Source organism: Curtobacterium sp. MCSS17_005, from assembly GCF_003234225.2.
GTDB classification, from domain to species: domain Bacteria; phylum Actinomycetota; class Actinomycetes; order Actinomycetales; family Microbacteriaceae; genus Curtobacterium; species Curtobacterium flaccumfaciens.
This window is the reverse complement of the sequence record NZ_CP126258.1, coordinates 2,947,167-2,961,121: the sequence shown is the minus strand read 5'-3', so window position 1 is coordinate 2,961,121 and position 13,955 is coordinate 2,947,167. Positions and strand designations below refer to the sequence as shown.

General features: G+C 69.2%; 13 protein-coding genes. 5 read left to right on the top strand and 8 right to left on the bottom strand.

The genetic code is table 11. The features are described 5' to 3' along the window. Positions 1–13 precede the first annotated feature (13 nt). A complete protein-coding gene (locus DEJ20_RS14130; RefSeq protein WP_111235820.1) occupies positions 14–1,087 on the top strand; it encodes a spore photoproduct lyase family protein in 1,074 nt (357 codons plus the stop codon). A 15-nt stretch (positions 1,088–1,102) separates the two neighbouring features. Here DEJ20_RS14130 and DEJ20_RS14125 read toward each other — a convergent pair whose 3' ends face one another. Beyond that, complete coding sequence (locus tag DEJ20_RS14125) at positions 1,103–2,203, bottom strand: SDR family oxidoreductase (RefSeq protein WP_111224677.1); 1,101 nt, start codon at positions 2,201–2,203, stop codon at positions 1,103–1,105. Between the two features lie 205 nt (positions 2,204–2,408). Between DEJ20_RS14125 and DEJ20_RS14120 the strand changes: the two genes are divergently transcribed. Then, complete coding sequence (locus DEJ20_RS14120) at positions 2,409–2,918, top strand: nucleotidyltransferase domain-containing protein (RefSeq protein WP_181431581.1); 510 nt, start codon at positions 2,409–2,411, stop codon at positions 2,916–2,918. Between the two features lie 41 nt (positions 2,919–2,959). After that, a complete protein-coding gene (locus DEJ20_RS14115) occupies positions 2,960–3,316 on the top strand; it encodes a hypothetical protein (RefSeq protein ID WP_146245452.1) in 357 nt (118 codons plus the stop codon). 22 nt (positions 3,317–3,338) lie between these two features. Here DEJ20_RS14115 and DEJ20_RS14110 read toward each other — a convergent pair whose 3' ends face one another. Beyond that, positions 3,339–3,737: a DUF3253 domain-containing protein gene (locus DEJ20_RS14110; RefSeq protein WP_111235823.1), complete on the bottom strand. Its 399-nt coding sequence runs from the start codon at positions 3,735–3,737 to the stop codon at positions 3,339–3,341. A gap of 81 nt (positions 3,738–3,818) precedes the next feature. On the opposite strand from DEJ20_RS14110, the gene DEJ20_RS14105 reads away from it, so the two are divergent. Then, entirely contained in the window at positions 3,819–5,159 is a 1,341-nt protein-coding gene (locus DEJ20_RS14105; RefSeq protein WP_220035008.1) for an alpha-amylase family glycosyl hydrolase, read from the top strand. Positions 5,160–5,266: 107 nt separating this feature from the next. Here the strand turns inward: DEJ20_RS14105 and mmsB are convergent, their stop codons facing one another. From mmsB to chvE, 3 genes are all read right to left on the bottom strand, one after another. Then, complete coding sequence (gene mmsB, locus DEJ20_RS14100) at positions 5,267–6,448, bottom strand: multiple monosaccharide ABC transporter permease (protein WP_027466160.1); 1,182 nt, start codon at positions 6,446–6,448, stop codon at positions 5,267–5,269. Beyond that, positions 6,435–7,988, bottom strand: coding sequence for a multiple monosaccharide ABC transporter ATP-binding protein (gene mmsA, locus DEJ20_RS14095; protein WP_111235824.1), 1,554 nt, complete (start codon positions 7,986–7,988; stop codon positions 6,435–6,437). The genes mmsB and mmsA overlap by 14 nt, the downstream gene beginning before the upstream one ends. A 103-nt stretch (positions 7,989–8,091) precedes the next feature. After that, positions 8,092–9,219 (bottom strand): multiple monosaccharide ABC transporter substrate-binding protein, encoded by a 1,128-nt coding sequence (gene chvE, locus DEJ20_RS14090; protein ID WP_111235825.1) that lies wholly within the window; start codon positions 9,217–9,219, stop codon positions 8,092–8,094. Between the two features lie 179 nt (positions 9,220–9,398). Here chvE and DEJ20_RS14085 point away from each other — a divergent pair, with 179 nt between their 5' ends. Then, on the top strand, positions 9,399–10,448 hold the full coding sequence (locus DEJ20_RS14085) for a LacI family DNA-binding transcriptional regulator (protein WP_181431582.1): 1,050 nt from the start codon (positions 9,399–9,401) through the stop codon (positions 10,446–10,448). Positions 10,449–10,648: 200 nt separating this feature from the next. Here DEJ20_RS14085 and DEJ20_RS14080 read toward each other — a convergent pair whose 3' ends face one another. The 3 genes from DEJ20_RS14080 to DEJ20_RS14070 form a co-directional block, all read right to left on the bottom strand. Next, positions 10,649–11,602, bottom strand: coding sequence for a carbohydrate ABC transporter permease (locus DEJ20_RS14080; RefSeq protein WP_111235827.1), 954 nt, complete (start codon positions 11,600–11,602; stop codon positions 10,649–10,651). 4 nt (positions 11,603–11,606) lie between these two features. Continuing rightward, positions 11,607–12,575, bottom strand: coding sequence for a carbohydrate ABC transporter permease (locus tag DEJ20_RS14075; RefSeq protein ID WP_111235828.1), 969 nt, complete (start codon positions 12,573–12,575; stop codon positions 11,607–11,609). A 69-nt stretch (positions 12,576–12,644) separates the two neighbouring features. After that, positions 12,645–13,952 (bottom strand): ABC transporter substrate-binding protein, encoded by a 1,308-nt coding sequence (locus DEJ20_RS14070; protein ID WP_258377201.1) that lies wholly within the window; start codon positions 13,950–13,952, stop codon positions 12,645–12,647. Between the last annotated feature and the right edge of the window lie 3 nt (positions 13,953–13,955).

The following is a 13,955-nucleotide window of genomic DNA, read 5'->3' as shown; positions in this document are numbered from 1 at the left end:
TAGACAGGAGCCGATGAGCCACGAACGCGTCCGCCCGATGCTCGACGTCCGACGCATCTACGCCGAGCCGGCCGCGCTCGAACTGCAGCGCGGGCAGGAGATCGTCGGGCGCTGGCCGGACGCCGAGATCGTCCCGGTCGAGTCGCACTGGAACATCCCCGAGGTGCACGGCGACGAACGGAACGTCCAGCGCTGGGTGCGGATCAAGACCGAGGCGCTCGTGCTCGGCGTGAAGAAGTCATTGGTGACCCGGCCGAACGGTCGCTCCGCCGACTTCATCGCACCGTCCACCGCGAACGGCTGCGCGATGGCGTGCGCCTACTGCTACGTGCCGCGGCGCAAGGGCTACAGCAACCCGGTGACGGTGTTCGCGAACATCGACCAGATCAGCAAGCACGTGGCTCGGAACATCGCCAAGCAGGGGCCGAAGACCGAACCGAACCAGTGCGACCCGGAGTCCTGGGTCTACGACATCGGCGAGAACAGCGACTGCTCGGTCGACGCGATGATCAGCGACAACGTCCGCGACCTCTGTGACCTGTTCCGGATGACGCCGACGGCCAAGGCCTCGTTCGCCACGAAGTACGTCAACCGCGACCTGCTCGACTGGGACCCGATGGGCCGGACCCGGATCCGTTTCTCGCTGATGCCGCACGAGACCGCGAAGGTCACCGACATCCGTACGAGCCCGATCGCCGAGCGGATCGCCGCGGTGAACGACTTCGTCGACGCCGGCTACGAGGTCCACCTGAACTTCTCGCCGGTCATCCTCACGCCGACGTGGGAGTCGGACTGGGCCGAGCTGCTCCGGCAGGTCGGCGACGTGCTGTCCCCGGCCGCCAAGGCGCAGCTCGCTGCCGAGGTGATCTTCCTGACCCACAACCAGCCCCTGCACGAGGTCAATCTCGGCTGGCACCCGAAGGCCGAGGACCTGCTGTGGCGTCCGGACCTGCAGGAGCAGAAGGTGTCGCAGAACGGTGCCGTGAACATGCGCTACCGGTCCGGCATGAAGGGGCAGCTCGTCGAGCGCTTCCGCGAACTCGTGGCTGAGCACCTGCCGTCCTGCCGGATCCGCTACGCCTTCTGACCGGCCCCTGACCGATCAGGGGATGAGGCGGTCGGCCCGATACCGGGCGAACAGGTCCGCGAAGGCCTGCTCGGTCCGCCGGAACGCCGTGAACCCGGCGTCGCGGCTCTTCCCCATGTCGGTGACGACCTCCATCGCACGACCGAGGTCGGCGTCGGTGTGCCACCACGAGGCGAGCCGGGTGATGTCGGCCTCGGCGAGACCGTGGCGCTCGGCGATGCCGGCCCACTCGGACTCGTACGGCGCCATCTGCTCCTCGAGCGGTCGCGGAGCGTCCTCGTAGCCCACGACGCGCGCGGGGTCGACACCGAGGTGCGCGGCCAGGCGCGGCCACATCCAGCGCCACCGGAAGACGTCACCGTTGACGATGTTGAACGGCTCGTCCGCACCCTCGGGTGACGTCGAGGCCCACACCATGTGCTCGGCGAGGATGCCGGCGTCGGTCATGTCGGTCAGGCCGTTCCACTGTGCCTCGCTGCCCGGGAACACGAAGTCCAGGTCGAGTTCCTTCGCCAGCGTGGCCTGCACGGCGAGTGTGAGGCCCATGTTCATGGCGTTGCCGACCGCGTGCCCGATCACGGTGTGCGAGCGGTGCACGGACCAGGTGAACCCCTGGCGTTCGGCAGCGGCGAAGAGCTCGTCCTCCTGCGCGTAGTAGAAGTTCGGGGTGTCGAGGCGCGGCTCCTCCTCGTGGAAGGGGGTGTCGGGCATCTCGCCCGCGGCGTACGCCTCGAACGGGCCGAGGTAGTGCTTCAGGCCGGTGACCAGGGCGACGTGCTCGAGCGGAGCGTGCGACAGCGCCGCGAGCAGGTCACGGACCATGCCGCCGTTGACGCGGATGTTCTCCGCCTCGGTGTCCTGCCGCTGCCAGGCGGTGAAGAAGACGTGGGTCGGGTGCTCGTCGCCGAGTGCGGCCGCCAGGCTCTCGGGGTCGCGCAGGTCGGCCGCGACGGTCCGGACGCCCTGTTCAGCGAGCGGTCGGCGGGAGAGCGCCGTCACGTCCCAGCCCAGGTCGAGCAGGTGGCGCACCAGGGCGGAACCGGTGATGCCACTGGCTCCGACGACCAGGGCTTCGCGGCGGGCAGAGGTCTGTTCGGTCGATCCGGTTGCAGTCATCCTTCGATGCAACCGACGTTGGACGACACGTGTTCCCTCCCGCGTGCCGTCGCGCGCTGAGTGTGCACAAAAACGCACCACGTGTACCGCTGATCGGTACACTCCCTGCGGAGGCATCGACATGCAACTCGTGAAACCACTCGCCACACTGCTGGGGGCCACGCAGGCTGACGCGCTCCGCGTCCTCGCTCGGACCGATTCCGGCATGACCGGACGCCAGGTGGCGCGGGTCGCGGGCGCTGCGCAGCACACCGGCATCAAACGCGCGCTCGACAAGCTCGAGGCAGCAGGGCTCGTGCAGGTCGAGCGTGGTCTCCAGCACTCCGCCTACCGGGTCAACCGGGAACACCTGCTCTGGCCAGCGGTGGAACTCGGCCTCGAAGCAGGCGACGAACTCGAACGTCGGATCGGCGCCTACGTCGAGTCGGCGGAGGCAGGGGTCCTCTCGGTCTCGATCTTCGGGTCAGTCGCCCGGGGCACCGCGACGCCGGCGTCCGACCTGGACCTCCTCGTCGTCTTCGAGCAGACCGTCGACACCGACGTCGTCGTCCGCCTCGGTGACCTCGTCCGGCGGTGGACCGGCAACGAGTGCCAGGTGTTCGACGTGACCCGCGCTGATCTCCGTCGGTTCGTGGCCGAGGGAGACCCGCTCGTCGGGTCGTGGCGAGAAGAAGCCCGAACAGTCTTCGGCGAGGAGATCAGGACGTACATCTGATGGGCACCCGCGTGCGCGCCGTCGACAGGGCCACAGTCGCGATGCGCCGAGACGAAGCGCAGGCCTACCTCGAGGTCGCGCTCCTCTCCGTCGAGTCCACGAGTCACGCGGACTGGAAGGCCGCCGGTGCGAACGCTGTGCTCGGCGGGATCGCGGCGTCGGACGCGATCTGCGGTGCGATCCTCGGCCACCACCACCTCGGCGACGACCACGCCGCCGCTCGTCGGCTGCTCGATACGGCCTGCGCACCGGACACCCGACCCGGCCTGCACTTCAAGCGCCTGACCGATGAGAAGACGAACTTCCAGTACTCGACGTCGCGTGTGACCCAGGAGAAGACACGGGCGCTGGTGACCGCGCTCGAACGGCTCATCCGCACGGTTCACGAGCGCACCTGAGACAGGCGTGGCGCGCCCCGGATCACCGCCGACGGCGGATGCGGATCGGGCCCTTGGCGGTCGACGGGTCCACGACGGACCCGCCCTGGGTGATCTCGACCTCGCCGCGCGCGACCATGCGCCGGGCGGCCCGACGTGCGGGCTCCATCAGCGGCCGCCAGTCGTCCGGGTCGAGCGAACGTGCCACCTCGGACGGGCAGATGCTCGAGGTCCGGGCTCGTGCCGCGAGCAGTTCGTCGATGCGCTGCTCGAGGGCCCGGTCGGTGTCGTCGAGGCCGTGTCGACGGCAGGCTCCGGAACACCACTTCGCCTCCGGCGCCGCGGAGGACGGCATCCGTCGCCCGCACGAGGCGCAGGTCCGTTCGGCGTGTGTCGACTCCGACGCCGACGCATCGGCTTCCGTCCTGATCGCCCGTCCCATGGCCCCATCCTCGTCCTGGTCGGCAGGGCGGTCCACAGCGACCACGCACACGGTCCAGGTGCGCCTGGCAGCATCGGACCGGTGAACTCCGACACCGCCCCCGCCCGTCCGTCCGAGCCGGCCTGGGTCCAGCACGTGATGTGGTGGCACGTCTACCCGCTCGGCTTCGTCGGCGCCGAGGTCCGCCCCGCGTCACCGGTGGGGGCGCGTCCGCTCGAACACCGCCTCGACCGCCTGACCGGGTGGATCGACCACGTCGTCGACCTCGGTCTGAACGGCCTGTTGCTCGGCCCGGTGTTCGCGAGCTCGACCCACGGGTACGACACGGTCGACCACTTCCGCGTCGACCCGCGCCTGGGCGACGACGCCGACTTCGACGCCCTGGTCACCGCGGCGCACGAGCGGGGCGTGCGGGTCCTGCTGGACGGGGTGTTCAACCACGTCGGGCGTGAGCACCCGGCGTTCCGTGCGTTGTCGGACCAGGGCCCGGAGGCGCCGACCGCCGACCTGTTCGCCATCGACTGGTCCGGGTGGCAGCCGGGGCAGCCCGTGCCCGTCGGACTGTTCGAGGGCCACGACATCCTCGTCGCGCTCGACCACGACAGCCGTGCCACCGAGGACCTCGTGGTGGAAGTGATGACGCACTGGCTGGCCCGCGGCGTCGACGGTTGGCGGCTCGACGCGGCGTACGCGGTTCCGCCGGCGTTCTGGGCGCGGGTGCTGCCGCGGGTGCGGGAGCGGTTCCCGGACGCCTGGTTCAGCGGCGAGGTGATCCACGGCGACGCGGCGGTGATCGCACGCGACTCGACGATGGACTCGCTGACCCAGTACGAGCTGTGGCAGGGGATCTGGCACGGCATCGCGGACCGCAACGGCCACGAGCTCGCGCACGCGATCGAGCGGCACGACGCGCTGCTGGCCACCTTCGCCCCGACGACGTTCGTCGGCAACCACGACGTCACCCGGATCGCGAGCGCGGTGGGGGAGCGGTTCGCCGGGCACGCCGCCGCGGTGCTGTTCACGGTGGCGGGGACCCCGGTGGTCTACGCCGGCGACGAGTACGGCTGGACCGGGGTGAAGGAGGAACGCGAGGGCGGCGACGACGCGGTCCGCCCGGAGTTCCCGGCCGAGGTGCCGGCCCCGACGGACCTGACCCACGCGCACGAGGCGCTCATCGCCCTGCGCCGTCGGAACCCGTGGCTGCACCGCGCGCACACCGACGTCGTGCACCTGACCAACACCGCCGTGGTGCTGCGGACCGCGACGGCGGACGCCGCCGTGGTGACCGCCCTGAACCTGTCGGACGACCCCGTCGAGGTGCCCGTGGCCGACGCGACGCAGGTCGAGGCGGGCGGGGCCGATCTCGGGATCGGGACCGTGCGCCTCCCGGCCGGGGGTTGGGCCGTCCTGTCGCGTTCGTGAGCAGAAACGGTCGGGTCCCCATCGAGGACCCGACCGTTTCTGCTCACCAAGCGAACACGCGCGAACACGCGAACGCGAACGCGAACGCACGCGCGAACGCGCACGCGCTACTTGCGCGCGGACGCCGCCCGGCGCTTGTTGAACACGTCGAACGCGACGGCGGCGAGCAGCACCAGGCCCTTGATCAGGGACTGGAACTCGGTGCCGACACCGAGGATCGACATGCCGTTGTTCAGCAGGCCGATGATCAGACCACCGACGATGGCACCCGGCACGGTGCCGATGCCGCCGGTGACGGCCGCACCACCGATGAAGACGGCGGCGATGGCGTCGAGCTCGAAGCCGTTGCCCGCGCCCGGTGCCGCCAGGTTGAGCTGGCCGGTGAAGACCACACCCGCCAGGGCCGAGATGACACCCATGTTGACGAAGAGCAGGAACGTGACGCGCTTGGTCTTCACACCCGACAGCTGCGCGGCCAGGGCGTTGCCACCGATCGCGTAGATGTGGCGGCCGAACACCGCGCTCCGCATGACGACCGAGTAGATCACCACGAGGGCACCGAGCACGACGAGCACGATCGGGGTGCCGTTGTAGCTGGCGAGCAGGAGTGCCACGTAGATCACGAGCACGGCGCCGAACGCCGTCTTCACGATGAACCAGGCGAACGGCTCGCTCTCGAGCTGGTACTTGCGCCGCGTGATGCGACCGCGGAACGCGGCGATCACCATGACGGCCGCGGCGGCGAAGCCGAGGATCATCGTGAGCGGTTCGTACCCGGTGGTGCCGAAGGACGGCAGGAAGCCGGAGCCGAGCGAGCGGAAGCCGGCGGGGAACGGCGAGATCTGCTGGTTCTGCAGGACGATCTGCGCCGCGCCGCGGAACGCGAGCATGCCCGCCAGCGTCACGATGAACGCCGGGATCCCGAAGTAGGCGATCCAGAAGCCCTGCCAGGCGCCGACGAGCGCACCGACCACCAGGCAGAGCACGACCGCGATCGGCCACGGGATGTTCCACTGCGTGATCATCACGCCGGCCATTGCGCCGGTGAAGGCGACCACCGACCCGACCGACAGGTCGATGTGGCCGGCGATGATGACCATGACCATGCCGATGGCCAGGATGAGGATGTAGCTGTTCTGGACGATCAGGTTCGAGACGTTGATCGGGGCCAGCGTGATGCCGTTCGTGGTCACCTGGAAGAAGATGACGATGACGATCAGCGCGATGAACAGGCCGATCTGTCGGAGCTGCCCGGTGAGGTAGCCGACGGCGGACTTAAGCGCGTTCATTGACAGGGGTCTCCCGTTCCTGGGTCATGTACTGCATGAGGACCTCGGGCGTCGCCTCGGCGCGCGGGACGTCGGCCGTGATGGTGCCCTCGGAGAGGGTGTAGATGCGGTCGCAGATGCCGAGTAGTTCGGGGAGCTCGGAGGAGATCACGATGACCGCCTTCCCCTGGTCGGCGAGCTGGTTGATGATCGTGTAGATCTCGTACTTCGCGCCGACGTCGATGCCGCGCGTGGGCTCGTCGAGGATGAGCACGTCGGGGTCGGCGTACATCCACTTCGACAGGACGACCTTCTGCTGGTTCCCGCCGGAGAGCTTCCCCGTCACGACGTCGACGTTCGGCGCCTTGATGTTGAGGCTCTTGAGGAACTGGCTCGCGACCGTGGTCTCCTCCGAGGAGTTCACGAAGCCCCAGTTGGCGAGCTTGCCGAGCGCTGACCCGGAGATGTTCCGCTTGATGTCGTCGATCAGGTTCAGGCCGTAGCGCTTGCGGTCCTCGGTGACGTAGGCGATGCCGTTGTCGATCGCCTGCGAGACGGTGTGCGTCTTGATCGGGGTGCCGCGCTTGTACACGGTGCCGCTGATGCCGGTGCCGTAGGACTGGCCGAAGACGCTCATCGCGAGTTCCGTGCGGCCGGCGCCCATGAGTCCGGCGATGCCGACGACCTCGCCGGCGCGGACGCTGAGGTTGGCGTGGTGGATGATCTCGCGCGACGAGTCGAGCTGGTGGTGGACGGTCCAGTCCTCGATCCGCAGCAGTTCCTCGCCGATGACGGGGTTCTCGCGCTCGGGGTACCGGTTCGACAGGTCACGGCCGACCATCCCGCGGATGATCCGGTCCTCGGACACGTCGTCGGCCCGCATGTCGAGCGTCTCGATCGTCTTGCCGTCGCGGATGATCGTGACCTTGTCCGCGATCGCCTTGATCTCGTTGAGCTTGTGGCTGATGATGATCGCCGTCATGCCCTCGGCCTGCAGCGAGCGGATGAGCTCGAGCAGGTGCGCGGAGTCGTCGTCGTTCAGCGCGGCGGTGGGCTCGTCGAGGATGAGGAGCTTCACCTCCTTCGAGAGCGCCTTCGCGATCTCGACGAGCTGCTGCTTGCCGACACCGAGGTCGACGACCTTGGTGACGGGGTTGTCCTTCAGCCCGACGCGCTTGAGCAGCTCGGCGGCCGTCAGGTTCGTCTTGTTCCAGTCGATGAAGCCGCCCTTGGACTGCTCGTTGCCGAGGAAGATGTTCTCGGCGATCGACAGGAAGGGGCTGAGCGCCAGCTCCTGGTGGATGATGACGACGCCCGCAGCTTCGGAATCGTTGATGTCCGCGAACCGCACGGGTTCGCCGTCGAGCAGGATCTCGCCGTCGAAGGAGCCGGCCGGGTAGACACCCGACAGCACCTTCATGAGCGTCGACTTGCCCGCGCCGTTCTCGCCGCAGATCGCGTGGACCTGGCCGCGCTCGACCTCGATCGAGACGCCCTGCAGGGCCTTGACGCCGGGGAACGTCTTGGTGATGTCCCGCATCTCGAGGATGGTGTCCGCCATGTGGACGCCTTTCCGTCGTGCGCGCGTGCGCGCGCTGGTGGAGACGGACTGGAGGCGCGGTGCGCAGCTGGCACCGCGCCTCCGGTCCGTGAGATGGGCCTGACTACTTCAGGTCGGCTTCGGTGTAGTACCCCGAGTCCACGAGGACTTCCTTGTAGTTGTCCTTCGTGACGACCGTCGGCTGGAACAGGAAGGTCGGGACGACCTTGACCTTGTTGTCGTAGCTCTTCGTGTCGTTGACCTCGGGCTCCTTGCCGGTGAGCAGGTCCTCGGCCATGGTGACCGACTGCTTGGCGAGCTTCCGCGTGTCCTTGTAGATGGTCGAGTACTGCTGGTCGTCGATGATGGACTTCACCGAGGCGGCCTCGGCGTCCTGACCCGTGACGGTCGGGAGCGGACGGTCACTCGTGCCGTAGCCGGCACCCTGCAGCGCCGAGATGATGCCGATCGAGATCCCGTCGTACGGCGAGAGCACGCCGTCGAGCGTGGTGCCGCCCGAGTAGGACTTGGCGACGAGGTTCTGCATGCGGGCCTTGGCGGTCGCCGGGTCCCACTGCTGCGTCGCGGCCTGGGACAGCGAGTCCTGGCCGGACTGGATCTTCAGCGTGCCGTCCTCGAGGTACGGCTTGAGCGTCTTCATCGCGCCGTTGAAGAAGAACCCGGCGTTGTTGTCGTCGAGCGAGCCGGCGAAGACCTCGATGTTGAAGGGGCCCTTCTCGCCGGTCTTCTTGCCGTCGGCGTCGAGCACGCCCAGGCCGGTGAGCAGGCTGTTCGCCTGGTCGACGCCGACCTTCTCGTTGTCGAACGACACGTAGTAGTCGACGTTCTTGTTGCCCGTCAGCAGGCGGTCGTAGGAGATCACCTTGATGCCGGCCTTGGCGGCGGCGTCGAGCTGGTCGGAGAGCGCGCCACCGTCGATCGACGCGATGATCAGGACCTTCGCGCCCTTGGTGATCATGTTGCTGACCTGCTGGGCCTGCTGCTGGACCTTGTTGTCGCCGTACTCGAGGTCGACCTTGTAGCCGGCCTTCTCGAGGTCGCTCTTGACGGCGTCGCCGTCCTTGATCCACCGCTCGGAGACCTTGGTGGGCATGGCGACACCGACGAGGGCGCCCTTGTTGTCGCCGCTGCCGCCACCGTCGGTGGACGCACGGCCGCCGGCCGAGCAAGCGGCGAGTGAGATCGCGATGCCGACGGCTGCGACGCCCGCGATGATCCTGCGCTTCATCATCGAAGTACCTCTGTTCCTTCGCGTCGTCCTCGACGCGGTCGGGTGCCGGGGCTGCTGTGCCCCGCGGGATGCGCTCGTGTGAGCGCTCACATCTTGTGGGTTCCGTGACGGGGTGTCAACTCAACACCGCCGTTTCGCGATCTTGCCGCGGCGACCGGACCGAGCGGTACGGTTGGCCCGTGAGCACCACGACCGCCCCCGAGGGCAGGGGCGGCAAGCGCCGGAAGGCCCCGACGATCTTCGACGTCGCCGAACGCGCCGGCGTGTCCCACCAGACCGTCTCCCGCGTGATCAACGGCGACCCGACCGTCCGCGAGCAGTACCGGACGCAGGTCACCGACGCCGTCACCGAGCTCGGGTACCGGCCCCGCGCCGCCGCCCGGGCGCTCGCCGGTGGGCGGAGCAAGGCGCTCGGCATCATCACCGCCGGCGACGCGCTGTACGGTCCGTCGAGCACCTCGATCGGCTTCGAACGGGCCGCGCGATCAGCGGGGTACCACGTGCTGCTGTCGACCCTGCCCGAGGAACCGCGGCCGTCCGACCTGTCCGGGGCACTCACCACGCTGCTCGCGCAGGACGTCGCCGCGATCGTGCTCGTCGCCGCCGACAACCGGGTCCTCGACTCCCTCGCCTCGCTCACCGTGCCGGTCACGGTGCCCGTCGTCGTCGCGAACGCCGTGCAGCGCGATGCTGCCCGCGTGCCCACCGCGCCGAGCGTCGCCGCCGTCGCGATCGACCAGGCGGCCGGCACCTCGCTCGTCATGCAGCACCTGTTCGACCGCGGACACCGCCGGATCGTGCACATCGCCGGGCCGCACGTGTCGCAGGAGTCCGAGGTGCGCCGCGCCACCTACGTTCGGATCATGCAGGACGCCGGGCTCGAACCGGTCGTGCTCGAGGGGGACTGGACCCCGGCGAGCGGCTTCGCGGCCGCCCGGCACATCGACGTGGGGACGGTGGACGCCGTCTTCGCGGGCAACGACCAGATGGCGCTCGGGGTGCTGCACGCCTTCGCCGACGAGGGGCTGCGGGTGCCGGACGACATCGCGGTCGTGGGCTTCGACGACGTCCCCGAGGCCGCACACTTCACGCCGCCGCTGACCACCGTGCGGCAGGACTTCCGGGCGATGGGGGAGCGGGTGCTCGACACCGTGCGGGCCCTGGTCGAGGGGGAGCCCCGCGACGAGACGCTGCTCGCGCCCGAGCTGGTGGTGCGGCGCAGCACGTAGGTCGCACGGTGCGGCGGTGTGCAGGTGGTGCGAGGTCCTTCCGTGCGCGGGGCCGCGGCGCACGGTGCAGCGTTGTGCGGCCGGTGCGAGGTTGATCGCTCGGTGCGGCGCTGCAGTCCCGCACCGAGCGGCCGACCCCGCACCGGCCGAGGGGCCGCGCACGGTGCGAGGCCGTGCACGACCCCGTGCTGACCCGACCGTCAGCCCTTCAACGCCCCGGACGACAGCCCGGCGACGTAGAACCGTTGCAACCCGACGTACAGCGCGATGCACGGGATCATCGCCACCACCGACCCGGCGACGAGGTTGCCGTACGACACCTGCCCGTACGCCCCCGTCTGCAGGTTGAGCAGCGCGACCGGCAGCGTGTACAGCGAGTCCCTCGTCAGGAACGTCAGGGCTCCGAGGAACTCCGTCCACGACGCCAGGAACGCGTAGAGCGCCGCGGTCGCCGCCCCGGGCAGGAGCAGCGGGCGGAGCACCGACACGACGACCCGGAAGCGCGAGGCCCCGTCGACGAAGGCCGAGTCCTCGAGCTCGGTGGGGATCGACTCGAACGCGTTCCGCATCACGAACACCCCGAACGGCAGGTTCACCGTCGTGTAGAACAGCACGAGCCCGAGCAGCGAGTTCGTCAGCCCCATGGCGTTCATCTCGAGGTACAGCGGCGTGAGGATGGCCTGGAACGGCACCATCATCGTCAGCAGCACCAGGCCGAACACGAGCCCGGCGCCCCGGAACCGGAAGCGGGCGAACCCGTAGCCGGCCATCGTCGCGATCACCGCGGTCAGCACCGCCGTGGCGATCGACACGATGAGCGAGTTCACGACGCCGGTGAGCAGGTGCGACGACGAGGCGAACACTGCGGCGAAGTTCTGCCACCCGAGCTGGAAGAACGTCGCCGGGTCGGGGGCCTGCGTGATGACGGCCTCGGACTGGAACGCCCGCAGGATCGACCAGATGAGCGGGACGCCGAACACGAGCGCGGAACCGATGCCGGCGATCGCGTACAGGGTGCGCTTGACGGTGGTGTCGCGGGGGTGCTGGACGCTGCCCTGCTGGTGGCGCCGACGTCGGCCGTCACCCGTGGTGGTCAGGGTCCTGGTGGACAGGTCCGGCGCCGCGAGGGCCGCACGGGAGGTCGTGGTGCTCATGGCGTCAGTCCTTCTCTCGCAGTGCCCAGAACTGGAACACCGTCACGGCGGCGATCACCACGACGAGGGCGATCGACTGGGCGGTCGCGGCCCCGAGCTGCAGGTTCACGAACCCGCGGTTGTAGATCGCGTTCACGATCGTGGTGGTCTCGGTCCCCGGTCCGCCCTGGGTCAGGATGTAGAACTGGTTGAAGGCGAGCAGCGAGCCGATCACCGAGATGATGACGCTCAGCGCGACGGTGGAGCGGATCATCGGGAACGTGATGAGGCGTTCGGTCTGCCACCAGGAGGCTCCCTCGAGCTGCGCCGACTCGTAGACCTCGTCGGGGACGCCCTGCATCGCCGACATGAGCAGCACCATGGTCAGCCCGGACACCGCCCAGACCACGAGCACGCAGATGAGCAGCGTCGCCAGCGGGCCGTTCACGAGCCACGCGGTGCTGCCGTCGGTGATCCCGAGCCATCGGAGCACCATGTTGACGGCTCCGGAGTTCGGCTGCGCCTCGAGCACGAGCATGAACGAGAGCGTCGTCAGCCCGACCACGTACGGCAGGAAGAACAACGTCCGCAGGATCGTGCTGCCCCGGCGGCGGGCGCGGACGAGCACGGCGAGGAAGTACCCGAGCGCCAGGATCGGCAGGGTCACGATCGCCGTGTACAGCAGCGTGTAGCCGATGGGGTGCACGAACGTCGGGTCCTGGAACAGCGTCAGGTAGTTCTGCAGCCCGATGAACCGGTACGGGCCGATCAGGGGCCAGTTCGTGAACGAGATGTAGAGCGCGAACACGAGCGGGACGAGCACGAAGACGGCGACGAACAGGATCGCCGGGGCGACGAGGACGGCGCCGGTGCGCGGCGGGTGGGTGAGGGAGTTGCGGGTCCGGACGGAGCCGCCGCGCCCCGGGCCGCGGCCCACGGTGGGACGGCCCGGGCCGGTCCGGCCGGCGGGGCGCCGGGTGGAGATGGTCGACATGCGTGCACCTCTCTGTGCATCAACAAGAGCGAGACGAGCGGGACGAGCGGAGAAGACAGGCAGGCAGGCTCAGGCCTGCACCTGGTCGAGGATCCGCTGGTAGTCGGACTGCGCCGTCCGCATGGCGGCAGCGCTCCCCGACCCGAACACGGCCTCGCGGAACATCGCGAAGTACGGCGACGACGGCTGGTTGTTGAGCAGGTTGTACGCCAGCGTCTGCGGCGCGTAGCCCTTCTCGATGGCGTCGAGCGGCCCGTACGCCAGCGGGAACCGCTTGCGGTACTCCGGGGTGGCGGCGTCGGACCGCGTCGGGAAGTACCCGCCGTCCGGCAGTGCCTGCTGCTGCTGGAGGCCGTTCGCGTACTGCATGAACGCCCACCCACCGGACGGGTTCGACGCCCCGTTCGGGATGCACATGTTGTCGCCACCGTCGAAGAACGACCGCTGGCCGTCCCACGACGGGAGGAGCACCGTCTGCATCTTCGCCCGCATCGCCTTGGTGGCCGCGGGCACGGTCGCCCCGTACGAGGTCGGGAAGATCCCCACCTTGCCGGCCCGGAAGTCGGCACCCCACGTGGTGCCGGCGTCGGAGTACGTCGCCTTCGACAGCACGCCGTCCTTCCACAGCTGCCGGTAGAACTCGAGCATGCGTTCGAGGGCCTCGTTGCCGGTGATGTTCGCCCGCTGGGATCCCACCTCGCCGGTCATCATGTCGACCCCGGTCGCCCAGACGTGCGGCTGCGTGACGAAGCCGATGATGCCGGCGGCGTTGCCGGAGATCGACCAGCCGTACACGTCGTCGTCGAGCTTCCGGATGGCCTTCGCCGCGTCGAGCAGCGTGGACAGGTCCTTCGTCGACTCCTCGACGTCGAGGCCCGCACGCTCGAACAGCTCTGTGTTCACGAACAGCTGCGAGTTGTCGGCCAGGTAGGGCAGGCCGTAGTACCGGTCGCGGTACTCGAGCAGGCGCAGGTGCCCCGGCGAGATCGCGTCGAAGTAGTCCAGGCTCTTGACCACGTCGGTCAGGTCGGCGAACGCCTCGCGGAAGATGAACAGCTGCGAGTTGATGTCGTCGATGTCGACGACGTCCGGCGGCTCGCCCCCGCGGATCGCGGTCGCGAGCTTCGTCACGTACTGCGCGTCCGGCACGGGCGTCAGCTGGACCTGCAGCGCCGGGTTCGCCTTGTTGAACCCGGCGACGGCCGACGTCAGGCCGGCCTGGGTCGCCGACCGGCACCACACCTGCACGGTGCCGGTCGCGTCCTTCCCGAAGCTCGCGGGCTTCGCGACGACCTTCGGCAGGGTGCCGGAGCACCCGGCGAGGGCGAGTGCGGCCCCGCCGGCGACGCCGCCGACGAGGAACGCTCGGCGGTCCACGCC